We start from the raw sequence: 23,732 nt of genomic DNA, 5'->3' as shown, positions 1-23,732 counted from the left end.
CGGCAGTTTCACTCAACCGCCAAACAATCAATCGATTCAGTAATCAAACAATCTATTACTTAACATAAACTTTGAATGAAAATCTTAAAACTTAGAACTTATATTTGCCCATTCTTTTAAACCAACACTTCTTTATGAATTTTAACCGAGTGAACAACATAGTGGGTTGGGTGGTATGCCTGATTGCTTGTAGCGTGTACGTACTCACTATGGAACCAACCGGCAGTTTTTGGGACTGCGGTGAATTTGTCTCCAGTGCCTATAAGCTCCAGATCCCTCACCCCCCTGGCGCCCCCCTGTTCATTTTGCTGGGCCGCTTTTTCATTATTCTATTTGGCGACAATCCTGCCAATGCCGCACTCGGCGTAAACTTCATGAATGCCATCGCCAGTGGATTTACCATACTATTCCTTTTCTGGACCATCACCCATTTTGCCCGTAAACTGGTAAAAAGAGATGGTACCGATTACAGCCAGCAGCAGCTGTTCACCATCATGAGCGCAGGTGCCGTAGGCGCGCTGGCCTATACTTTCTCGGATTCTTTCTGGTACAGTGCTGTCGAAGGGGAGGTTTACGCCTTATCGTCCCTGTTCACTGCAGTGGTCTTCTGGGCTATCCTTAAATGGGAGCATGAAGTGGACCTCGAAAGCAAAACCGATGGTCATAGATTCTCGCGTGCCGACCGCTGGCTGATCTTCATTTTTTATATGATGGGTCTGTCGATCGGGGTGCACCTGCTGAACCTGTTGACCATTCCCGCCATTGTAATGGTGTATTATTTCAAACGGTATAAAGTTACCCGCTGGGGAATGGTTGCCGCTTTCTTTATTGGCTGCGCGATCACCGGGCTGGTACAGGTGGCCATTATTCAATGGTCTATCAAAGGCGCCGGTCAGTTCGACATCTTCTTTGTGAACAACCTCGGCACGCCTTTCTTTGTAGGATTTGGTACCTACTTTTTCCTGTTGAGTGCGCTGCTGATCCTGGGACTCCTGTTCACCGAGGCACAGATCAAGAAATTTACCCTTTTCCCTGTTTGGTTATCAGCCATTGTATTATTATTCTGCTTCCCCTTTATTCATTCGGGCGGCACTTTTATTTTGTTATTATTAGGATTAGGCGTGCTGGTAGCCGTTTGCTATTATTCAAAGAACAATATCTATTCGTTTTTAAAGATCGGCCTCTGGTCTGCCATCTTCCTCATTCTCGGTTATTCAACCTACTTCACTACGCTGGTGCGGTCAACCGCCAACCCTTCAGTAGACATGTACAATGTTGACAACCCGGTGAGCCTGGTAGGTTACCTGAGCCGTGAACAATATGGCGACTGGCCTGTTGCGTATGGTCCCGACTTCGTATACCGTTCGCCCTTTGTAACTACCGGCGACCTGTATGTAAAAGGCGAAGATAAATACGTACCTGCCGGTAAAACCCGTAAGCAGGATTTCAGCGCTCATCCTTCTGAGGAAGACAAAGCTGCCCTGGCGCAACAACACCCCGACTGGGATGTGGACAAGATAGGGCCGCATATTTTCCCGCGGATGTGGGACAATGGCAATGAGCGCAACCAGGAATATGTTTACCGCACGTTTGGCGACATGGGTGCAGACGAACAGCCTACCTTCTTTCACAACATCAAGTACTTCCTGAACTACCAGTTCCGTTGGATGTACTGGCGCTATTTCATGTGGAATTTCGCCGGTAAACAAAACGACCTGCAGGGCTTTGGCAACCGCCGCGATGGTAACTGGAACAGTGGCATCAATTTCATCGACAAAATGTTCGGCCACAGTACGCCTGCAGAACTGCCCGCAACGGCCGGGGCTGAAAACAAAGCCAACAACAAATTATTCTTCCTGCCATTCATATTAGGCACCATTGGATTCTTCTTCCACCTGGTACGTAATAAATATGACTGGCTTGTTAACTTCCTGTTGTTCTTCTTTACCGGTCTGGCGATCGTGATCTACCTGAACCAGAGCGGTCAGCAACCCCGTGAACGTGATTACGCCTATGTAGGTTCTTTCTATGCCTTTGCCGTATGGATCGGCCTGGGTGTAATATGGGTAAGAGAAAAACTGAGCCGGTACGTAAAAGGCGCCATTCCCGACTATGCAGCATTTGCCGTGTGTTTATTGGCAGTGCCGGTGCTTATGGCATCGCAGGAATGGGATGATCATGACCGCAGCAAAAAGACCCTGGCCCGAGATATCGGCAAAGATTATCTGGAAAGCTGCGCCAGGGACGGTATCCTGATCTCATTCGGTGATAACGACACCTATCCGCTGTGGTATTCTCAGGAAGTGGAAAAGATCCGTCCGGACCTGCGCGTGATCAACTACAGCCTGTTGGGCACCGACTGGTACATCAACGAGCTTCGTTATAAAGTGAACGAAAGCGCACCTACCGATGTGATCTTTACGCCGGAACAAATACAAGGTGATAAAAGGAATGTGGTGTTTACCGGTTCTTACCTGAGCCGTGCCAATTACAATGCGCCCCTGGCCGGGTTCGATCAGAATAAGTATTACGATCTGTATGATCTGCTGAAGAATGTAACCGCCAGCGAAGATCCCAAATACACGGTTCCGCTGAACGACGAAGATATGGGCAACATTTTGCCGGTTAACAAAGTGAGCGTTCCCGTTGATGTGGAATGGGCGAAAAAGAATATCCCGCTCAATCCCGGCGACAGCGTGGTTAGTGAACTGAAGCTGGACATCAAGAGAAGCTACCTGCAAAAGAACGACCTCGCAGTACTGGCCATTATAGCCGGGAACAAATGGAAACGTCCTATTTACTTCACTTCTACCCAGGAGCTGGAAGACCTGGGACTGGATAAATATGTGCGCATGGAAGGACTTTCCTATCGCCTGGTACCTGTTGAAGGCACCAATGTAAACCTCGATGTGTCATATAAAAACATCATGGAAAAATTTGCATACGGCAATGCGCACAAACCGGGTGTTTACTTCGATGAAGAGAACCGTCGCCATGTGAACAGCCTTCGCCAGGCACATGCATTCCTCGGTATGGCGCTGGTAGATGCTGGCAAGAAAGATTCGGCCCGCAAGGAATTACGGAAATACGACAGCCAGGTGCTTGAAAGCAATGTGCCTTATGGCATGACCTCGAACCGCGGCAATTTCCATAACCGGATTACCATGACATACTTATATGCTGCGTACCGCAGTGGCGACCTTGAACTGGCCAGAAAAGTAAGCAGGTCGGTTAAAACAGACCTCGAGCAGCAAATGAAATATTATCGCTCACTGGGCGATGAAAGTTCGAATAACGAGTCCCTGGCAATGAATGCCGCCGGTTATTTAAATAATAAAGGCGGAATACTGTCGCAAAAACAGGAAGTATTTGCACAGGACATTGTTTCCTCTTACCAGATGCTGATGCAAATGGCCGACTGGGAAAAACAATATGGCGGCGGTACGGGCCAAAGCCCTGTTGAAAATGCGCCTGCTACCCTGCCACAGGCAGCTGATACGCAAAAAGCGGTTGATACTACAAGACCGTAAATAGATAATAAGCAGAATATCAGGCGTGCCATTCCGATTCACCGGAATGGCACGCCGGTTTTAGGGAGGTACCCAACAATTGCCCGCCTGCTTTGTTGTAGTGTTAAGAAAAATTACATACATCAGGGAATGGATATTAATGCTTAAATTGAGAGAGAACCACAAAAAATAAACTTTACCAGTGATAGGACACCATTTTACCAAATTCGATCCCCGTGAACAGGGTAAATCGAAATTCGAGCAGTTGCTGGATGTTTTCATGCAATTGCTGACCTATACGAACGGCGACGTAAGTGAAGCGCTGAGCTGGATGAACCAGCTCGATAAGGAATATGAGCTTACGAATGATGAGTATGGCATGGGCGATTTCATTGAAGAGATGAAAGAAAAAGGATATATCCAGGAGAATCAGGTAAGCGGAGAAATAAAGATCACCTCTAAAACAGAACAGGGCATCCGCAAAAGATCGCTCGAAGAAATATTCGGCAAACTGAAAAAAACAAAACAGGGCGATCACCATACGTTCAAGCCCGGTTCCGGCGACGAGATCAATCCGGAAACCAGGCCTTTCCAGTTTGGCGACACCCTGGAGCAGATCGATTTTACTACCTCCATCCGCAATGCACAGATCAATCATGGTATTGAGAGTTTCAATATGCAGGAAGATGACCTGGCCATCCGCGAAACCGATTTCAAATCACAAACCTCTACCGTACTGATGATCGATATTTCGCACTCGATGATCCTGTATGGAGAAGACCGCATAACGCCGGCTAAAAAAGTGGCCATGGCGCTCAGTGAACTCATCACCACCAAATACCCCAAAGACACGCTCGACATAGTTGTGTTCGGCAACGATGCCTGGCCTGTGGAAATAAAGGACCTTCCTTATTTACAGGTGGGCCCTTATCATACGAATACAGTTGCCGGACTGGAAATGGCTATGGATATTTTGCGCCGCCGCAAGAACCCCAACAAGCAGATCTTTATGATCACCGATGGTAAACCAACCTGTTTAAAAATAGGTAAACGGTATTACAAGAACAGCTTTGGGCTCGACCGGCGTATCACCAACCGTTGTTTGAACCTGGCCGCCCAATGCAAAAAACTGAAAGTGCCGATCACTACTTTTATGATCGCCACCGATCCGTATTTGCAACGGTTTGTGCAGGAATTCACCGAAACCAACAGCGGCAAGGCATTCTTTGCTTCGCTCGACCGGTTGGGCGCATTCATATTCCGCGATTTTGAAAATGGAAAAAGAAAAACCGTCTACTAATTTTATTGCTGATTTTGAGATTTTTTGATTTTGAGATTTTTATAAATTCAACATTCCTCCAAATCAATAAATCCCGAAATCTCAAAATCCCGAAATTTTAAAAGAAAATATGAGCATACCTAAAATAAAAACGCTTGGAGAATTAAAGAAGAGCGGCTATCAACCAAAATCAGTAAAAGATGAGATCCGGAAGAACCTTATCGGCAAACTGCAAAAACAGGAAAGCACTTTCAACGGGATCGTTGGTTATGAAGAAACGGTTATCCCCGATGTAGAAAGGGCGCTGCTTTCCCGTCACAACATATTATTCCTTGGCTTGCGCGGACAGGCAAAGACCCGGATGGCCCGGCAAATGATCGAATTACTGGATGAATATATTCCCGTCATAGAAGGCAGCGAAATAAACGACGATCCGTTGAATCCCATATCACGTCATGCCAAAGACCTGATAGCAGAACATGGCGATGCCACACCTGTTCAATGGATCCATCGCACCGAACGTTATGGCGAAAAACTAGCTACGCCCGATGTAAGCGTGGCCGACCTCATTGGCGATATTGACCCTATTAAAGCGGCCAATCTTCGCCTGAACTTTGCCGATGAGCGGGTGATCCACTACGGTATCATTCCCCGGAGTAACCGCGGTATCTTTGTGATCAATGAAATTCCCGACTTACAGGCACGCATCCAGGTAGCGTTGTTCAACATCCTCGAAGAAGGCGATGTACAGATCCGGGGTTTCAAACTCCGCATGCCGCTGGATATTCTGTTTGTATTTACCGCCAATCCTGAAGATTATACCAACCGCGGTTCCATTGTAACGCCTTTAAAGGATCGTATCGAAAGCCAGATTCTGACGCACTATCCCAAAACCATCGAAACCGCGCTTACCATCACTGAGCAGGAAGCCGATATTTTGAAGGAACAGGATGCCAAAGTACAAATGAGCGACCTGATCAAACGGCTGATCGAGCAGATCTCTTTCGAGGCCCGCGCCAGTGAACTGGTTGATAAGAAAAGTGGTGTTTCGGCCCGCCTGAGCATTTCCGCTTTTGAAAATGCTGTAAGCTCTGCTGAACGCCGGGCGCTTATCAATAAAGAAAATAATACGCAGGTATGGATCAGCGATATGATCGGACTCATTCCTTCCATTACCGGTAAAATTGAACTGGTGTATGAAGGCGAACAGGAAGGCCCTTACCAGGTGGCCATGAACCTGCTCGATAAAGCCATCCGTTCACAATTTATTCAGTATTTTCCAAACCCTGAAACACTGAAGAAAAAACGCAATCAGCAACAGGCGGAAGAAAATCCCTACCGATCCATTTCTTCCTGGTTCGACAAAGGAAATTCGCTGAACCTGTTGTTCCATACAAAGGATGAGGAAAAGATCCAGCAACTGTACAAGGTAGACGGATTGCATGCGCTGGTAAAAAAGTATTTTAAACAGGCCAATGAAAAAGAAGCAGCATTATTAATGGAATTTGTGCTGCACGGACTGGCTGCTTTTTCCATGATCAGCAAGAAAATCCTGGAAAGCCGCATCGAGTTCAAAGACCTAATGGGATCCATGCTGGGCAATGCCACATCTTCTTATGGTGAAGAGGAATTTGACAACGATGACTTTAATTAAAATATCGATATCAATAAGTGTGGCACACTTTCGAAGTGTGCCACACTTATTATAATGGCACCTTACAGGTCTTTGTTTTTTCATTATTTTCACGCCATGAGATTACTACTGACTGTCCTTATTTCCCTGTGCCTGATCACCACCAAAGCCCAACAACAAACATTTTATACAATCAGTGCCGACAGCACCCAAATTAAATTAACACCCGAAGGCGCAGCCCACCTGGCTTCCCTGCCGCTGAAATGCATTTACCAGGAATATCCCAACAAGACCGGTCACACCGCCAGCGGCGACAGCGACCAGGTACTTACGCCGAAACAATTACATCCAACTTTTTATGGCTGTTTCGACTGGCACAGCTGTGTACACGGCTACTGGATGCTGGCCCGTTTACTGAAACAATTTCCCACCCTGCCGCAAAAGGCCGACATAGAAAAAGTGTTCAATGAAAATATTACTCCGGAAAAGATAGCTGCTGAAGTGGCCTATTTTAAAGCCCCGTTATCCAGATCCTGGGAGCGTACCTATGGCTGGGCCTGGCTGCTGAGGCTCGACCAGGAGCTGCTGCAATGGGACCATGCCAATGCGCAGCAATGGCGCGCCACCCTGCAGCCGCTAACACAAAAGATCGTTGAGCTTTGGAAAGCTTATTTGCCAAAACTCACCTATCCCAACCGTACCGGCGTACATCCCAATACGGCATTCGGACTGGTATTTGCGCTGGATTATGCCCGTGCTGTTGCTGATAAAGATTTTGAGCAGTCGATTGTAAAAACAGCCCGAAATCTGTTTGGAAAAGATGAACAGGCGCCTATTCGCTGGGAACCCGATGGCTCCGATTTTCTATCGCCATCGCTGGAAGAGGTGGACCTGATGCGCCGCGTATTGCCAGCCGTTGAATTTATGAGCTGGTTCAATAAATATATTCCGGCGAATGGCCTGCAAAACATTATGAAGATCCCTGTGGTTAGTGACCGCACTGATCTGCAGATCGTACATTTGGATGGTTTGTGTTTCAGCCGCAGCTGGTGTTTGAAGGGACTGGTGGCAGCCTTGCCAAAAACGGATAAACGCCGCCCGCAATTACTGAAAGCCGCTAACCGCTTATTGAGCAGTGCGCTGCCCCATGTGGCCAGCGGTCATTACGGTGGCGAACACTGGCTGGCCAGCTTTGCGGTGTATGCGTTGGTGGATTAGTGGCTACACCACATTCACTTCCCTTTCCAACTGTACCCCAAACTTCGCCTGAACGCTGCGCATTACGTCTTCGCTCAGGTCATAGATCTCCTGCCCGGAGGCGTTGCCGTAATTAACCAGCACAAGGGCCTGCTTTTCATGCACGCCCGCATCGCCGCGGCGATACCCTTTCCAGCCGGCCTGTTCAATTAACCAGCCGGCGGCCAGCTTAACCGTGCCATCTGTATTGTTATATCCTATAATACCAGGATACGCTTTCTTCAACTGCGTATATACGTCGGCTTCAACCGATGGATTTTTAAAAAAGCTGCCGGCATTACCAATTTTTGCGGGATCGGGCAGTTTGGATGTGCGGATATTGATCACCGCTTTGGATATCGCCTGGATGCTTAACTCTTGCACCCCCATACGTTCCAGTTCCTGCTCAATGGCGCCGTAACTGGTGTTAAAATTGGGCTTTTTATTTAACCGGTAGGTCACATTCAGGATGACAAACTGGTTGCGGTACTTTCTTTTAAATACACTTTCCCGGTAACCAAACGCACAATCAGCGGCGCTGAACACCTGCTTTTTTTTGTCATGTATATGCCAGGCTTCGAGTTCGGCAAAAACTTCCCTGATCTCCACCCCGTAAGCTCCGATATTCTGCATCGGGCTGGCGCCCACACAACCCGGGATCAGTGACAGATTTTCAACCCCGGCCCAGTTCTGTTGCAGGCAAAACTGTACGAATGTGTGCCAGTTCTCCCCTGCCCCGGCTTTAATGTACACGTGGTCGGCATCTTCTTTTACGATCTCCACCCCGGGAATATCGTTTTTCAGCACCAAACCATCTACATGATCTTTAAAAAGAATATTGCTACCGCCCCCCACAATCAGGGGCGCTTTTCCCGGTATGGGATTATTTTCAATTAATTCACCCAGTTCGTCTATGGTAGTAAAATGGGCAAAGTACCTGGCTATTGCGTCAATACCCAGTGTGTTGTATTGCCTAAGCGGAATATTTTGTTGAATTTGCGTCATCAGCAGGGCAAAATAACAAATTATGCATCGAAAAACCGCCGTTGTATTAGGCGCTACCGGTTTAATCGGTCAGCACCTGGTACAGGAACTGTTAGAAAATGAATTTTTTAGTAGAGTGAGGATGTTGGTTCGCAGGCCATTGACCCTTAAACATCCCAAAGCCGAGGTACAGGTGGTTGATTTTAACGATGAGAAAGACATAGCTGCCAGGATCGACATTGGCGATGTGATCTTTTGCTGCATTGGCACCACCCGCAAAAAAGTAAAAGGCAATAAAACAGCATACCGCAAAGTAGACTACGATATTCCCATTATCACTGCGCGCCTGGGCGTTCAGCACGGATTTAACCAGTTCCTGATGGTTTCGGCTATCGGCGCCAATCCGCTGGCCGCCAATTTCTACCTGCAATTGAAAGGCTGTATCGAGGAAGATATTACCGCACTTCCTTTTGAAAGCATTCATATTTTCCGCCCATCGATTCTATTGGGCAAAAGGGAAGAATTCCGCCTGGGCGAAAGCATTGGCAAAACAGTTATGAACGCCCTCTCCTTCCTGCTCATCGGTGGCTGGCGCAAATACAAGCCTATTCATGCTGCCGATGTAGCCAGCGCCATGGTGGCCGCAGCCAACAAAGAAATTGCCGGCGTACACATGTATGAATATGATCAAATACAGAATCTGCTGATGTGATGTTGTGCTGATGCCGACTAAGGCCAGGACAAGTTATGCCAATGACTGTACCATCGTTTTTATACGATCACTGGCGGAAGTTTGTACGTATATTCCCAATTGTCGCCTGGTGATTTTATCATCACCGTTTCACCTTTCCGCAGCAATTGGCAATTATTTCAACATATCATTGCTGCCAATGAAAATTGCCATTATATTGGCATGATATTTAATAATTGAGATCGCCAATATCTTTAACCGTTATACCTTATCAGTTATATATTTGAATCAATCACCCTTTGAATTAACACTATGTTTATGAAAAACGCGTACCTGCGATCTTCCATGGTCGCCATGTCGGCTATGTTTCTTTTTGCCTGTAAAAAAGATATGTCACGCCACGAGAGAGCTGAGTTTGGCAGTCTAACATCTTCCTCAAAATCATTTTCGGTTACTTCTTCCTGTGGCCAGTTAAGAACCCAGACCCAGGGTGGCTGGGGATCAACTCCCTCGGGTAATAATCCCGGCACTTACCTACATGATCATTTCAGGGAAGTTTTCGGTGAATCGTTAACAGTAGGTTGTCCTTCCTCCAACTACATTACGTTAACATCGGCACAAGCCGTTACCGATCTGTTGCCCACCGGTGGAAAAGCCGCGGCATTAACGGCCGGTATTACTGACCCGGTTTCCTCTAATAACGTATTGGTTGGACAACTGGTTGCATTGAAATTATCGGTTCGTTTCGATGAATATGATGCCGATTTTGGCCAGTCATCTGTAGCGCTGGGCGACATGACCATTGCCAGCGGACCGTTCAAAGGCGTTTCAGTGTATGATTTCCTTGACATAGCTGAAAGGGTTTTAGGTGGTTGTGAAACCGGCTTCACACCGCAGCAGGTAAATGAAACAGCTTCGTCTATTAACCAGAACTTTGTTGATGGAAAAGCCAACAACGGCTACCTTTTATGCCCTGGAGATGATGGTGGTGGCGGCGAAGACCCGCTCCCTGCTTAATGTGATGATGTGATAATTCGATAATTTGATAATTAATACAAGTTACATTAGCAGATCGGTTAATTGTGAAATAAAGTGCCTTTATTCAAGCTGCCCGCTAAAACAGCGGAAGTTGCGAATAAAGGCATTATCACATTATCATGACCTGTCCCGGCTTTAGTCGGGATCATCAAATTATCACATTGATTAAACCGCGTCAACATCAGCGATCACGACCACCGTTCTGAACCTTTTATCGTTGTGCATGATAGCCACCTGCTCCTGGATGAAACGTTTGCAACGCTGGATCAATTCCCCGTCCTTCGGCAGTTTTATCAGTAATTCCATCAGGAACTGATTACGCACCCTGTTCACCACCGGTTCTGCGGGGCCAACCAGGTATTTTCCATAGTCACCCTGTAAGGCAAAGGTCATGAGCTGGGCCGCGGCTTCTGCCACTTCTTTTGACTTATGCTTGAACGTAAGCTGAATAAGCCGGGAGAAAGGGGGATAAAAGAAGGTTTTACGCCCTTCGATTTCCTGTTGATAGAACAAGCCGTAATCGTGCTGTTGCACAAAATACAATACGGGGTGCTGGGTGTTTGATACCTGGATGAATACCCTGCCCTGTTTATCCTTACGGCCGGCCCTGCCACTCACCTGCTCCATAAGCTGAAAAGCCCGTTCATTCACCCGGAAATCGGCAAAACTGAGTAAACTGTCAGCATCAAGGATACCAACCAGGTTTACGTTCTCAAAGTCAAGTCCCTTTACTACCATCTGGGTGCCTACCAAAATATCCAGGCGGTTCTGTTCAAACTGTTGGATCAGGTTGTCGTGGGCCGTTTTGCCGCGCACGCTGTCAATATCCATCCGGGCAACACGTGCCTGCGGAAACATTTCTTCCAGTTGCTCTTCAATACGTTCTGTACCAAAATTCCGCTGGGCAAATTTATCGCTGCCACAGGCCATACAGCTGTGCACCGGTGGATACACGGTTCCACAATAATGACAATGCAGCTTATGCGTGTTTTTGTGAAAGGTGAGCGTAACATCACAGTATTTGCAATGGGGGATCCAGCCGCACACCTGGCAAACCTGGTAAGGCGAATAACCGCGGCGGTTCTGAAAAAGGATCACCTGTTTGCTTTCTGCCAGCGACTGGTCAATGGCTGCTTTTAAGGAAGGCGTAATAATGATCTTGTTCTTATCGGCACCGAACATCTTTTTGGTATCAATGATGTCGATCGCAGGCAGCTGCACCCCACCGAAACGTTCGCCCAGCATGGCCAGTCCGTATTTTTGCGATTGCGCATTGAAGTAGCTTTCTACCGAAGGCGTAGCGCTGCCCAGCAAAACATTTGCGTTGAATAAAGAAGCGTAATAAATGGCGCCATCGCGGGCATGATAACGCGGCGCCGGATCCTGCTGCTTATACGAAGTATCATGTTCTTCATCCACTACAATAAGCCCCAGATCGGTAAAGGGCAAAAAGATGGAGGATCGGGCACCCAGCACCACTTTCAGTTCGCCGGTCTTAACCTTATTCCATATTTCCACGCGCTCATTCTGGTTGAATTTGCTATGGTAAATACCGATATAACCGCCAAAATGCTTCTGCAGGCGGCGGATGACCTGCGAGGTAAGAGCGATCTCGGGCAACAGGTACAACACCTGTTTTCCCTGCCTTACATAGCGTTCAATTACCTTAATATAAACCTGGGTTTTACCACTGGCCGTTACACCATGCAGCAGGCAGGCCTGTTTACTTACCAGTTGTTCCGTGATGGCATCAAAAGCCCTTTGCTGCGCAGGTGTTAATTCAAAATCTATTTGCATATTGCGCGGAAGATATTGCAGGCGGTCGACCTGCCGTTTTTCCAGCCACAAAATGTTTTTGTCTACAAGACCTTTTAACTGGGCATCGGAGGCGCCACTCTTTTTCAGCAGCTCTGGTTTGGTTACTTCGCCCTGCGTTTTTACCAGGTGCAGGTAGCTCAGCAGCAGCTCCAGCTGTTTTTCGGCCCGCTGCAGCTTTTTATCATCATTCAATAAAGCAGCCAGCGCCTCTTCATTGTCGTATTTGGCGTTCAGCAGCACAAACGTTTCTTTTTTGGGCGACCAGGTCTCTTTCAATGCTTCCCAAACAAAACATACCTTTTTTTCGATGAGCCGTTTGATCACCGGATAAACGCGGTGCGAATCGAGCAGCTGTTGCACCTCGCCGAGCTTCAGTTCTTTTTTAAGCAACAGGGCTTCCCCAACCAGGTATTCATCATGATCGAGGGTTGAAAAATTATCGCCAAACTCCTCATTGAATACCAGCACCGTTTCACTGCTGAGCTTAAAATGCGCGGGTAAGGCGGCCGCCATTACTTCGCCTTCGCTGCACATGTAGTAGCGGGCGATCCATTCCCATAATTTCAATTGTTCGGGAAAAATGACAGGTTCTGTATCAAGGATGTTAAGGATATCCTTTGCCTCAAAAGCTTCGGGTTTTTCGCTATGAAGCCGTTTTACCACGCCGGCATATTTCTTATTCTTACCTAAAACCACCTCCACACGAACGCCCGGTTTTATTTGATCGCGCAGTGTTTCGGGCACCGACCAGGTATAGTTCTTAGGCAACGCCAGGGGAATAATTACTTCTGCAAACAAAACGGAACTACTCATTGAACGGCCAAGATACGGAATTACCAGGTTACCAGGTGCCGGTTGCCGGTTGCCAGTTGCCTATTACCGGTTGCCGGTTGCCAGTTGCCGGTTGCCGGTTGCCAGTTGCCGGTTACCGGTTGCCGGTTGCCGGGTACCGGTTACCCGATTTACGGTGCATTTGCACATTTTCGCATTTGCTCATTTGCACATTTGCCTATCGGCTATCCAGCCTGCCTTGTACTCCTGCAGCTTCTGCTCCATGACCTGCTGTACGCGTTGTTTAAGCGCTTCCACATCTTTGCCCGTAAGGCCCTCTACCGGTATTTCTTTTAAGAAGACGACGCGTGAGCGGCCGGGGTTCAAACTGAAGGCAGAACCATAATGCATGCGATGCCAGGTATCAAGGAACAGCAGGGGCTTTATAGGGGTTTGCGTTTCGATGGCAATTCGGAAAGCGCCATCGTATAATTCTTTCAACGGTTTACCGGTTTCATTGAAAGTGCCCTCGGGAAAAATAAAGATGGAAATTCCTTTCCTTATCACCGACTTCAAAATGCGTACGCTGTTGGCCCGGTGCATTGCGCTGCTGCGATCGACGGTTACCACCGCATTCCGATAGATAAATCCGAACAGCGGCACTTTTGAAACCTCTACCTTGCCCAATACCCGGAGTTTTTGATGAAGCGTTTTTACAATGACGGGCGCATCGAGGTAAGAAATATGATTGGCAACAAAAATATATTGCCTGTTTTTGTCATGCGGCAACTCATAAAAGTTCCGATGTCGAATGCCGATCAAAAAGAACCAGACATCGGCCCAGTAACTGCATAACCGGTAAATAAAATTGCCGCCGCGCACTTTACCGAAAAAAGACGCAACTACTACCGGTGGTATTACCAGCAGCATACAAAGGACAAATGTGACCAATGCATACACGCCATAGACATATCGGAGGATCCTCATGTGGTTATCAAATAGATGGTACGGACTAAATAATTTAGAAAAATACTACATACAAAGGGAATAAACGGAAAGTGGGGACAAAATTAAAAAGGTATTGAGGCAGATCAATTTAAATCACAAATCGCAAATTACAAGAACCAAAAAAATCACAAATCGCAAGAACCAAAAAAATCACAAATCTCAAAGCGCAGGAACCAAAAAACACAAACTGAAAATCACAAACAGGTTCCAACCTTTAGTTTATGGTATTGGGTGCCTGAAATCGATATAAAAAAGTTTGTTCGGTTCCTGGAATTTTCCCGCCGTACAGAAGGGTATGTTGGGGCAGCTTTTGAAGTTCTATTTACAATTACAGCTCCAGTCGGTTTCAAGGTCAATAACAGTGATCACGACCATACCTCTTTTTGAAGGGGCAAAAATAATGCGTACATCCTGGCCGTCGCGGGTCGTGCCTTCCAGGGCAAATTTGGGGTCGGGCCGGCCCGCAGGCTCACTTTTACGATAGTTGATGCGGCCTTCCTGTAAGATCTCCTGTACTTCGGCTTCATCGATATGCCGGCAATTCATGCGGCAGCGCGCGTGTTTGGTATAGATCAGGCGATCGGGGTGGCGGTTGATCACATCGGAACCCGCACCACCGTCGCTGGCCTCGGGACCTGCACTTTGCCGGTTATCACGGTCGGGATACTGCTGCTGGTGGGTCCTTTTTTTATTTTGATTATGCAGGTTCTCCGGGCTACCGGCATTATCCTGGCAAGCCATTGAAAAAAAGAAACCCAAAACGAGGAGCCGGGAAAGTATTTGCTTCATAATGAATGGAAAAAGAAGGCAAGTTAAGGAAATGTGATAATGTGATAATTCGATAATGTGATAATTGGCTACTATGCTAATTGGCTAATGTGCTAATTGGCTAATGTGCTAATTGAAATACAAGGCATTTGGAATGTTCCCCGTGAGCTATGCATTGGTAAGAGCTGCCTGACCAGGAAGCATTATCACATTGGCAAATCAGCAAATTATCACATTATTCTTAGCTATCTTTGCGGCCTCTATGGGCGCAAAAAAAACAGTGGCATTTCATACCCTGGGTTGTAAGCTGAACTTTTCAGAGACCTCTACCCTCTCACGTATGCTTGAAAATGAAGGGTTTGAAAAGACAGCCTTTGAAAATGTGGCAGATGTATATGTAATTAACACCTGCTCGGTGACCGACAATGCCGATAAGGAATGCCGGCAGCTGGTACGGCGTATTCAACGTAAATCGCCGGAAAGCCTGGTGGTGATCACCGGCTGTTATGCCCAGTTAAAACCCAGGGAAATTGCCGCCATCCCCGGCGTGGATATGGTTCTAGGCGCCGCCGAGAAATTCAACCTTGCCCAGCATTTAAAAGAACTCACCAAGGGCGATGCCACTAAAGTATGCAGCTGCGATATTGAAGAAGTGAGTGGTTTCCATTCTTCCTTCTCCCTGCACGACCGCACCCGCACTTTCCTGAAGGTTCAGGACGGCTGTGACTATAACTGCTCTTTCTGCACCATTCCCATGGCGCGGGGCAAAAGCCGCAGCGACCTGATTGAACGGGTGGTAGCCAATGTAAAAAAGCTGGCCGCCAATGGCGTTAAGGAAGTAGTGCTCACCGGCGTAAACCTGGGCGATTTTGGCAAGGGAAGCCTCGCGCCAACAGGCCACCTCCCGGCATCCACCGGTGAGGGAGGAGAAAATAAATCCTCTAACACGTCACCCAGGAACAGGGAGGAAAACTTCTACGAACTGGCCCGGGCACTTGATCAGCTGGAAGGCATTGAACGGTTCCGGATCTCTTCTATTGAGCCTAATTTGCTTACCAATGCCATCATTGAACTGGTAGCCAACAGCAATACCTTCATGCCGCATTTTCATATTCCCCTGCAAAGCGGCAGCAACCGCATCCTGGGCCTGATGAGAAGACGGTACCGCCGGGAATTGTACGCAGAACGCGTGCAACTGATCAAAACCCTGATGCCCCATGCCGCCATTGGCGTTGACGTTATTGTCGGTTTTCCCGGCGAAACAGATGCGGATTTTCAGGAAACCTTCGACTTCCTGCATGAGCTGGACGTTACTTACCTGCATGTATTTACTTACTCAGAAAGAGATAATACCCATGCCCTCACGCTGGGTCCTGTTGTTCCTGTACACGTTCGACATGAACGCAACAAAATACTGCGCAATCTCTCATACATGAAAACGCAGTACTTTAACCAGCAGCATGCCGGCCAAACCCGCAAAGTTTTGTTCGAAGAAAACGAAAAAAGCGGCATGATGGAAGGTTATACCGATAACTACATTAAAGTAGTTGCGCCTTACAAACAGGAATGGGTGAACCAGATCGTTGAGTGGAAATTGTAGGCTTTACTTTCAAGATTATACAAATTGTAATGTTGGGAGATCTTTAGAAGCCGTTACAAGTTTCAGGTTACAGGGCACGGTTGCCGTCGCGGTTGCGGGGTTCGAGCTTCCAGCTCAAACGAGGTATACCTTTATCAGTTCCTGCTTGTTAACCTGTGAACTCATCCACTTATACTCAAGATCAACGCTAACACCCTTATTAAGTGTCAACTCTTCTTCCTAACCCAGGCAGGCTTTGACTTCAACACCGTCTTATACACCGGACAGGTATTAATATGCGCCCCGGGCAAATAGCCGGTGCTTAACAGGAATTCACCCACGATCTCTCCGCCGGTAAACCGGAATGTTCTTTTGAACAGCTTCACCCACTCTTCTTTTGATAACGGATGATGGGCATCGAGCCAGTTCTTAAAGGAACCAAACTCCTTTTGAATTTGCAATATGCGTTTAGCGTTTTCAATAGCAGCATCTATCTTTAGCCGGTTGCGTATAATGCCCGCATCCTGCATCAGCTTTTCCACTTTTTTATCGCTGTACCGCGCCACCTTCTGAATATTGAAGTCATCAAAAGCCCTGAAGAAATTGTCTTTTTTCTTTAGTATGGTCGTCCAGCTTAAACCGGCCTGGTTGATCTCCAGCACCAGCCGGGCGAATAATTCATTATCGTCATCTATTGGAAATCCATATTCTTTATCGTGATAATGTGTATGAACATTACCTGCTTCCATTAATGAAACTGCCTGGCAGTAGCTAGAAGGTTTTTCCATAAGGACAAAAATAATAATTTGAAGAATTGCTTACAGTAAGAGCTTTCATCTTCGCAAGGGTATTGGCGCAATTAGATAGCTAGCAGTTTTTGCGTTAGGCGTTTTTGGGTAAGCGTTCACATTTCATCCTAAATACACAACAAATAATTTATTTTTTACATGAAACAAGTAATTTCTTGTATGAATTTAAATTATGATTATGCGAAATATTTTGCCCAAATGGAGTAGATTACATCCGGTTAACGTAGCATAGTGAATGGCATTAATATTACTGCTCATAACCCGGCATTAATAGTTATATATTCACTATAGGAAAACATGGTTAAAAGCTCTGGAGTAGTATATTATATTATACACTGCTCAAAAACTTGCTATGCTTGCAGCGAACCATCCGTTAAGTATATTGGTGGTAGAAGACAACCAAAGTGATTTCGTGCTCTTTTGTGAATATTTAAAGCTTAGTAAACTTCCCACTAAGAACATACTTCACGCCGAACGCCTCGGCGAAGCCTTACAATTATTACACGAACATCAACCCGATCTCATTTTTCTGGACCTGAGCCTGCCCGATAGTGAAGGCATCAATTCGTTTGAGCGACTGAATAAAGAAGCGCGGCATATTTCCATTATTGTATTATCCGGATTATCAGACCGGCAAATTGCATTGAATACCATATCCATGGGCGCCCAGGATTATCTGGTAAAAGGCGAATTTGATGATAAGCTGCTTGCTAAATCCATTCAATATAGTATTGAACGGAAAAAGATCCTGCAAAAAGTGGTTGAGAACTTCGAACGGTACAATACCCTTATCAAAGCTACCAGCGATACAATCTGGGACTGGGACCTGCGCACCAACGATGTGCTGTGGAATGAAGGTATTCTTTCGATCTTTGGCTTTGACCCCACTATGGTGCAAAACACCATTGAATGGCACCATCAGAACATTCATCCTGATGACCGCAAACGCATATTGCAAACCATCGATGAATGCATGAAGGAAGGAAGAGATCACTGGCAGGAGGAATACCGGTACAGATCGGCCAATGGCGTTTACAAATTCGTTTATGACAGGGGCTATATTTTAAAAACAGAACACAACAAACCCTATCGGATACTCGGCGCCATGATGGATATAACGGAGCGAAAAAAAATGCAGGAAGAACTGGTGCGCAACCAGATAGAAACGCAAAAACTCATTACCCAGGTAACTATTCAAACGCAGGAACAGGAACGGCGGGAAATAGGTCGCGAGCTGCATGATAATATCAACCAGATCCTGGCTACGGCCAAGTTATGTGTAGATATGGCGCTGAACGAAGATGAGCACCGCAAGGAACTGCTGAGCAAAAGCTATGAAAATATTACCAGGGCTATCAATGAAATACGCATCCTCTCCAAAACGCTGGTACCACCATCCCTGGGCGATATCGGCCTCAAAGAAGCCCTGCTCGAACTGATCGAAAACCTGACGGTGTCGCCAGAACTAAAGATCAAAATAAAGGCTAACGACAATCATATTGAAAATATGTCGAACAACAAAAAGCTCATCATGTACCGCATTGTACAGGAGCAGTTGAACAACATATTGAAACATTCCGGCGCTACGGAGGCTTTAATAGAATTAAAGACCATGCGCAACTGGCTTCACCTGAACATTAAAGACAATGGCGTTGGTTTCGATACCCGCAAAAAGAACCGGGGCATAGGACTGAATAATATCATTAGCCGGGTTGAAATGCAGAATGGGAAGATGGAGATCATCAGTGCGCCGGGGAAAGGATGTACACTAAAAATTGAAATACCGGGTTAATACAAAATTCAAAGTTTTTAGTTATAAGTTTTAAGTACCGGATACTATAAACTTTGAACTTTAAACTGTAGACTTTGAACTATAAACGTCATGAACACTTATCAGGGAAATATTTCCTTAGGATATCCTGCAGCAGGTTTGGCGTTAATGGTTTATTCCTGAACTCTTTTACAGAAGGTATTTTGCGGGCCTTTAACTCATCTTCCGGGTTGAAGGAAGTGGTAAGCATGATGACGATAATGCTTCTTTTACGTTCTTCAGGCAGGGCTTCGTATTTCTGTAAGAACTCCCACCCATCCATAGCCGGCATATTGATATCCAGGAAAATGATCTCGGGGCTGGGACAATCTTTGTTTAAAGGTGCGGGTTGACCAGCGCAAGCCAGGTAATCCAATGCTTCACGCGCGCCGGGGATGATCTTGATGTGATCTGTACACTCCAACTCTTCAACAGCCAGTTTGTTCAAAAAGTTAGTGGGCTCATCATCATCAACCAATAAGATACAATTTAGTTTCGCCTTCATAAACAAAGCTAGTTTCAAGATAGGTTAAAATGTGAATTGTATGGATGCTATAAACCGTTTTACAACAATGATAAGTCAAGGTTTAAACGCACTTTCACAGTAGCCCGAGCGCAATTGAAAGCTAATTGACTGTACAATGACAGCCTCAATGGATACTTCAGCAAAACAGCAACCTTTCTTTAAAAACGTTTGTACGAAGCGGAGGTAATGGACGCAGGTTCCAATTACAAATTCACAAATATCAAGGGTTAATCGGGAAACCGGCAGGTCTTTAATGCCCGTATGTTTTCTTAGGGTTACATGCACATGCTTATAGGATTAGTGGACTGTATAAAGATAAATTATAAACTCGAATTAAAATACAATTAATTTATCGTCTATAGATTTTCACTTATGCGTTAGGTTGACTAAAGCGTTTTAACAATAGGAATACTAACAATTAATGGTGAATGGTCAATGGTCAATGGTCAATGGTCAATGGTGAATGGTGAATAGTGAATAGCTCGCTAACTTTTAGAGTAATAACCGGTTTTGTATCACCCAAAATTCTTCAGCCTATGTGCCTTTTGCCTTCAGCCTTGCGCCTTCAGCCTAAAAAAAAGGTCAGTAATCCTTCCGGACACTGACCTTGTAACATATTTCGAAACTACCCTACTCTATTTTCTTGGTGGCTGAAATTTCAGCTACGGTGCCGAACCAGCCGTAAATTTTTGTGCCGCTGGTCGATTGCAGGTTGCGCACATTGGCCGGAACGTTGGTGAGCACCTTGCCAAATAATCCATCGTTAGTTAATTGAGCCTGTACCTGCTCCATAAAATCGAAAGATGGTTTCGACAGGGAACGGAATAAGATCTTTACTACATCGCCCTTTTCATAAGGCTTTTCGCCTGAAGTAACACCATCTCTGAAAGGTGGAATAAAGGCGAACCCATCTGTAAGCCCGTCGTCACCGCCAATCGTTCCGTCTGTACTTAACATTTCACCCACATAATGGTTCAGCTCTCCATTGCGATAAGTCCTGATCCAGGTATAATCTATCGCGCCAACGGGGTCGTGCGCATACAGTTTTACGTAATAACCGGCTTTATCTTCGCCGTCCTCTTCCTCATATGTTGCGGTCAGTGAATCAATTATTGAATTGCGTTTCAATTGATCAGCAGCTTCAAACTGTTCGCCCTTCCAGGTTATACTTAATTTATAGGTGTGGCCTATCACCCCAATCGAATTGCTGCCTGCATCGTAATTATAAGCCCCATTCTTAAAGGTGAACGGATAAGATTTACCGGCTGTTACATCAGTGACCGTTATTTGTGCGTCGGATATTACCTCAGGAGCATTCTGGCTCATATAATCCGTAGCTTTCATGAACTTGATGGTTTGCACACCTGGCTGATCGGTTATCCATGCATCTACATAAGGCAGGTCATCACCATCGGGCAGATCCAGGTCAATAACCCTTTCACACGCGGTTACAGAAGCAGCTAACAGTAGAACTGAAATATATTTGATTGCTTTATTACGCATCTTTTTCATTTTAATTGTTCATTTATCTTTTCGCTCAGGCTAGCTTAAAATTTAAAGTTCCAGGTTACAGAAGGAATCAGTGATCCGATGATCGACAACCTGATTGCTTCTTTCTTTTGCGGCTCGTCTTTATTCTGCTGGAAATAGATACTGTAAGCATTTTGACGGGCATACAGGTTGTAGATACCAAACACCCATTCCTGTTTCATTTTTTTGCCCTGGTGTCCTTTCATGGTAGCAGATACATCTAAACGATGATAAGCGGGTAACCTGAAATCGTTCCTTTTGCCGGTACTGTTGTAAGGGATCGGCATACCCTGAATATCCAGCTTTGTATCGGGGAAAGTGGAAGGTGTACCGGAACCATAGGTCCAGTTGCCGGAGAACTGCCATTTGTCGTTCAGGGTATACATCACGCAGCTGTTGACAACATGCGGACGGTCGTAGCGGCTCAGGTACCAGTCGTCGTTGCTGATACCAGCTGTTTTACGCAATGATCTTGACAAGGTATAGTTTACCCAACCCTGCCATTTACCGGTTTCTTTCTTTACTTCCAGTTCTACCCCATATGCCTTTCCTTCGCCGGTGAGCAGATCAGCTTCTACCAGCTGGTTCAGATCGAGATTGGCATTATCAATATAATCCAGCACATCATCCATCTTCTTATAGAAGGTTTCAACAGAGATCTCTACCGGCCAGCCGCTGGGCAGCGTTACAAAGCCAACGGAGAACTGATCGGTCAAAGAAGGTTTAATGTTATTGGTGCTTGGAAAATACAGATCAACCGGGGTAGGTGACGCTGTATTGGAAAGCAGGTGAATATACTGGGTGCTGCGGCTGTAGCCAGCTTTGAAAAAGGTATTCTTTTTCATTTCATACCGCAAAGAAACACGCGGTTCAATGAATGACCAGTCTTCTACCGGCTTTCTACTGGTAACTATCTCTTCGCGGTCAAGCGGCTTGCGGATATTGGCGGTAGTGTCCCGGAAATGATAAACAGACGTTTTACCCAGGTAAGCATAGCGGTTCAACCGAACGCCCGCCTGCAGCTGCCATTTTGAATTCATCTTCCAGGTATCTTCGAGGAATGCGGCTGTCTCAGAACCATACCGGCGTTTCAGTTCGATCTCCGCTTTATTACCTTCACTGGTGGCCGTTCCTTTGCCGGGGTAGAAATCATAATAGATCACGTTCACACCGGTCTTGATCGTATGATTATTGCTCGCAAACCAGGTTAGCGAAGGCTTTACACCATAGGTTTGAATATTGGAGACCCAGTCGTAGCCTTGTGGGATCTCGTCATCAGAGCTAAAGTTCAGGCTGTAATCGTATTTCGAATAATAAACACTGGTGTTCAGGAATAATTTGCGGTTGAACAAATGGTTCCAGCGGAAGGTTCCGGTGGTATTGCCCCATTTGAAACTTACCTGATCGCCAAAACCAAATACATCACGGCCTAAATAGCCACTCAGATAAATGGTGTTTTTCTCGTTTATTTCATAATTCACTTTAGCCGTGAGGTCGTAAAAATACATGGTACTGTTGCGGTCTTCTTCTTTCAGGAAAGGTTTTGCCAGCACATCGATATAAGAACGGCGGGCAGCCACTATAAAGGAAGAACGGTCTTTCTGCAGCGGTCCTTCTACCGACAAGCGGCTGAACACATTACCAATACCACCATTCACCGCAAACTTCTGATTGTTGCCTTCCTTCATCCGAATGTCGAGCACAGATGAAGTACGGCCCCCGTATTCAGCGGGAAAAGCGCTTTTGTACATGGTCACATTCTTTACGGCATCGGGATTGAATACGGAAAAGAAACCCAGCAGGTGCGAAGAATTATATACCGGCGCTTCATCCATGATGATAAGGTTTTCATCAACGTTACCACCGCGCACATTAAAACCGGCAGCGCCCTCACCCACTGTTGTAACACCGGGTAAAGTAAGCAGGGCTTTTACTACATCGGGTTCACCCATAAAGGCAGGGATCTTTTTTATTTGTGCTGCGCTCAATTGCTGTATACCCATACCCACAGTATTGGTACGGCGTAATCTTTTTTCACCGGTGATCACCACCTCCTGCATGTCCTTGCCGCCGGTGGCCAGTGAAAACTCCTGGGTGGTATTGCCCTTCAGCTCAATTTCTTTTTGATACGTTTTAAATCCTGAGTAGGATACCAGCATGGTATATTTACCAGCAGGCAGGGTTACCGAATAGTAACCATATGAGTTGGTCATAACCGCTAAACCCGAAGGCTGCACGGTGATGGTTGCATTGATCAGCACTTCACCACTGGACTCATCTTTTACATAGCCGCTAATGGTGTATTTGCCGGTTTGTGCCTGTAGAGGGCCTATGGCAAATAGCATTAACAAAAAAGGGACAAGAGAAAAACGCATCAACTGTCGAATCATAAAAATTGTGGTTTGAGAATATGTGACAACGGGGATTATACTCCCCCCTATTTCGTCAAAAAATATTTATGTGTTATGGCCTGATGGAACTTTTGCTTTATGGTCAGCTGAACCATTCCATTGTTGCAAGGCGTAAAAACAAGTCGTGATAAGGCCTGGTGCATACATAAAGCAATAACACAATACATGGCAGCAAAAGGAACCAGTTTGTAGCATAGGCCGGGAAAATATTACATGATAAATTAATCACCATCAATAATACCCAGCTACCTTAACTGATAAAGAGGCAGACGAATGAGCCGTTAACAGATTGCAAAATTCAAACAAAAAAACGGCTAATTGCTCATTTTAGC

Annotated in this window: 16 protein-coding genes; 8 read left to right on the top strand and 8 right to left on the bottom strand. The window is 46.0% G+C overall.

The window, feature by feature from the left end:
* The first annotated feature begins 134 nt into the window (after positions 1–134).
* The 4 genes from JUB15_RS17720 to JUB15_RS17705 all read left to right on the top strand — a co-directional run bounded on the left by JUB15_RS17720 (position 135) and on the right by JUB15_RS17705 (position 7,639).
* The gene (locus JUB15_RS17720; RefSeq protein ID WP_207513840.1) at positions 135–3,530 is read left to right on the top strand and encodes a glycosyltransferase family 117 protein; all 3,396 of its coding nucleotides are present in this window, start codon (positions 135–137) and stop codon (positions 3,528–3,530) included.
* Between the two features lie 181 nt (positions 3,531–3,711).
* Entirely contained in the window at positions 3,712–4,809 is a 1,098-nt protein-coding gene (locus JUB15_RS28805; RefSeq protein WP_207513839.1) for a vWA domain-containing protein, read from the top strand.
* 109 nt (positions 4,810–4,918) lie between these two features.
* On the top strand, positions 4,919–6,442 hold the full coding sequence (locus tag JUB15_RS17710; RefSeq protein WP_207513838.1) for a sigma 54-interacting transcriptional regulator: 1,524 nt from the start codon (positions 4,919–4,921) through the stop codon (positions 6,440–6,442).
* 96 nt (positions 6,443–6,538) lie between these two features.
* A complete protein-coding gene (locus tag JUB15_RS17705) occupies positions 6,539–7,639 on the top strand; it encodes a DUF2891 domain-containing protein (RefSeq protein WP_207513837.1) in 1,101 nt (366 codons plus the stop codon).
* Between the two features lie 3 nt (positions 7,640–7,642).
* On the opposite strand, the gene murB is transcribed toward JUB15_RS17705, so the two are convergent.
* The gene (gene murB / locus JUB15_RS17700) at positions 7,643–8,662 is read right to left on the bottom strand and encodes a UDP-N-acetylmuramate dehydrogenase (RefSeq protein ID WP_207513836.1); all 1,020 of its coding nucleotides are present in this window, start codon (positions 8,660–8,662) and stop codon (positions 7,643–7,645) included.
* 22 nt (positions 8,663–8,684) lie between these two features.
* Between murB and JUB15_RS17695 the strand changes: the two genes are divergently transcribed.
* Positions 8,685–9,353 carry an NAD(P)H-binding protein gene (locus tag JUB15_RS17695; RefSeq protein ID WP_207513835.1) on the top strand — a complete coding sequence of 223 codons (669 nt, stop codon included), beginning with the start codon at positions 8,685–8,687 and terminating at the stop codon, positions 9,351–9,353.
* A gap of 297 nt (positions 9,354–9,650) precedes the next feature.
* On the top strand, positions 9,651–10,349 hold the full coding sequence (locus tag JUB15_RS17690; RefSeq protein ID WP_207513834.1) for a hypothetical protein: 699 nt from the start codon (positions 9,651–9,653) through the stop codon (positions 10,347–10,349).
* A 186-nt stretch (positions 10,350–10,535) separates the two neighbouring features.
* Here the strand turns inward: JUB15_RS17690 and priA are convergent, their stop codons facing one another.
* The 3 genes from priA to JUB15_RS17675 all read right to left on the bottom strand — a co-directional run bounded on the left by priA (position 10,536) and on the right by JUB15_RS17675 (position 14,756).
* The gene (gene priA / locus JUB15_RS17685; RefSeq protein ID WP_207513833.1) at positions 10,536–13,001 is read right to left on the bottom strand and encodes a replication restart helicase PriA; all 2,466 of its coding nucleotides are present in this window, start codon (positions 12,999–13,001) and stop codon (positions 10,536–10,538) included.
* A 180-nt stretch (positions 13,002–13,181) separates the two neighbouring features.
* Entirely contained in the window at positions 13,182–13,946 is a 765-nt protein-coding gene (locus JUB15_RS17680) for a lysophospholipid acyltransferase family protein (RefSeq protein WP_207513832.1), read from the bottom strand.
* A 339-nt stretch (positions 13,947–14,285) separates the two neighbouring features.
* Positions 14,286–14,756 (bottom strand): DUF4258 domain-containing protein, encoded by a 471-nt coding sequence (locus JUB15_RS17675; RefSeq protein WP_207513831.1) that lies wholly within the window; start codon positions 14,754–14,756, stop codon positions 14,286–14,288.
* 241 nt (positions 14,757–14,997) lie between these two features.
* Between JUB15_RS17675 and JUB15_RS17670 the strand changes: the two genes are divergently transcribed.
* On the top strand, positions 14,998–16,335 hold the full coding sequence (locus JUB15_RS17670; RefSeq protein WP_207513830.1) for a MiaB/RimO family radical SAM methylthiotransferase: 1,338 nt from the start codon (positions 14,998–15,000) through the stop codon (positions 16,333–16,335).
* Positions 16,336–16,541: 206 nt separating this feature from the next.
* On the opposite strand, the gene JUB15_RS17665 is transcribed toward JUB15_RS17670, so the two are convergent.
* Positions 16,542–17,102: a DNA-3-methyladenine glycosylase I gene (locus tag JUB15_RS17665; RefSeq protein ID WP_242696401.1), complete on the bottom strand. Its 561-nt coding sequence runs from the start codon at positions 17,100–17,102 to the stop codon at positions 16,542–16,544.
* A 373-nt stretch (positions 17,103–17,475) separates the two neighbouring features.
* Here JUB15_RS17665 and JUB15_RS17660 point away from each other — a divergent pair, with 373 nt between their 5' ends.
* Positions 17,476–18,915: a hybrid sensor histidine kinase/response regulator gene (locus JUB15_RS17660; protein WP_207513829.1), complete on the top strand. Its 1,440-nt coding sequence runs from the start codon at positions 17,476–17,478 to the stop codon at positions 18,913–18,915.
* An 88-nt stretch (positions 18,916–19,003) separates the two neighbouring features.
* On the opposite strand, the gene JUB15_RS17655 is transcribed toward JUB15_RS17660, so the two are convergent.
* The 3 genes from JUB15_RS17655 to JUB15_RS17645 form a co-directional block, all read right to left on the bottom strand.
* Complete coding sequence (locus tag JUB15_RS17655; protein WP_207513828.1) at positions 19,004–19,438, bottom strand: response regulator; 435 nt, start codon at positions 19,436–19,438, stop codon at positions 19,004–19,006.
* A 651-nt stretch (positions 19,439–20,089) separates the two neighbouring features.
* Positions 20,090–20,962 carry a DUF4249 family protein gene (locus tag JUB15_RS17650; protein WP_207513827.1) on the bottom strand — a complete coding sequence of 291 codons (873 nt, stop codon included), beginning with the start codon at positions 20,960–20,962 and terminating at the stop codon, positions 20,090–20,092.
* A gap of 44 nt (positions 20,963–21,006) precedes the next feature.
* Positions 21,007–23,379, bottom strand: coding sequence for a TonB-dependent receptor (locus JUB15_RS17645; protein ID WP_207513826.1), 2,373 nt, complete (start codon positions 23,377–23,379; stop codon positions 21,007–21,009).
* Positions 23,380–23,732 lie beyond the last annotated feature (353 nt).

It is taken from the genome of Longitalea luteola (assembly GCF_017356035.1).
Taxonomy (GTDB): Bacteria; Bacteroidota; Bacteroidia; order Chitinophagales; family Chitinophagaceae; genus Niastella; species Niastella luteola.
The sequence above is the reverse complement of the archived record's forward strand: the minus strand, read 5'-3'. Positions and strand labels throughout refer to the sequence as shown.

What these genes read in the sequence shown, in the direction of transcription:
- JUB15_RS17710 (WP_207513838.1), top strand. Translation starts at nt 4,919, where the DNA reads ATGAGCATACCTAAAATAAAAACGCTTGGAGAATTAAAGAAGAGCGGC.
- JUB15_RS17720 (WP_207513840.1), top strand. Translation starts at nt 135, where the DNA reads ATGAATTTTAACCGAGTGAACAACATAGTGGGTTGGGTGGTATGCCTG.
- JUB15_RS17660 (WP_207513829.1), top strand. Translation starts at nt 17,476, where the DNA reads ATGCTTGCAGCGAACCATCCGTTAAGTATATTGGTGGTAGAAGACAAC.
- JUB15_RS17670 (WP_207513830.1), top strand. Translation starts at nt 14,998, where the DNA reads ATGGGCGCAAAAAAAACAGTGGCATTTCATACCCTGGGTTGTAAGCTG.
- JUB15_RS17690 (WP_207513834.1), top strand. Translation starts at nt 9,651, where the DNA reads ATGAAAAACGCGTACCTGCGATCTTCCATGGTCGCCATGTCGGCTATG.
- JUB15_RS17665 (WP_242696401.1), bottom strand. Translation starts at nt 17,102, where the DNA reads ATGGAAAAACCTTCTAGCTACTGCCAGGCAGTTTCATTAATGGAAGCA.
- JUB15_RS17650 (WP_207513827.1), bottom strand. Translation starts at nt 20,962, where the DNA reads ATGCGTAATAAAGCAATCAAATATATTTCAGTTCTACTGTTAGCTGCT.
- JUB15_RS17705 (WP_207513837.1), top strand. Translation starts at nt 6,539, where the DNA reads ATGAGATTACTACTGACTGTCCTTATTTCCCTGTGCCTGATCACCACC.
- JUB15_RS17695 (WP_207513835.1), top strand. Translation starts at nt 8,685, where the DNA reads ATGCATCGAAAAACCGCCGTTGTATTAGGCGCTACCGGTTTAATCGGT.
- murB (WP_207513836.1), bottom strand. Translation starts at nt 8,662, where the DNA reads ATGACGCAAATTCAACAAAATATTCCGCTTAGGCAATACAACACACTG.
- priA (WP_207513833.1), bottom strand. Translation starts at nt 13,001, where the DNA reads ATGAGTAGTTCCGTTTTGTTTGCAGAAGTAATTATTCCCCTGGCGTTG.
- JUB15_RS17655 (WP_207513828.1), bottom strand. Translation starts at nt 19,438, where the DNA reads ATGAAGGCGAAACTAAATTGTATCTTATTGGTTGATGATGATGAGCCC.
- JUB15_RS17645 (WP_207513826.1), bottom strand. Translation starts at nt 23,379, where the DNA reads ATGATTCGACAGTTGATGCGTTTTTCTCTTGTCCCTTTTTTGTTAATG.
- JUB15_RS17680 (WP_207513832.1), bottom strand. Translation starts at nt 13,946, where the DNA reads ATGAGGATCCTCCGATATGTCTATGGCGTGTATGCATTGGTCACATTT.
- JUB15_RS17675 (WP_207513831.1), bottom strand. Translation starts at nt 14,756, where the DNA reads ATGAAGCAAATACTTTCCCGGCTCCTCGTTTTGGGTTTCTTTTTTTCA.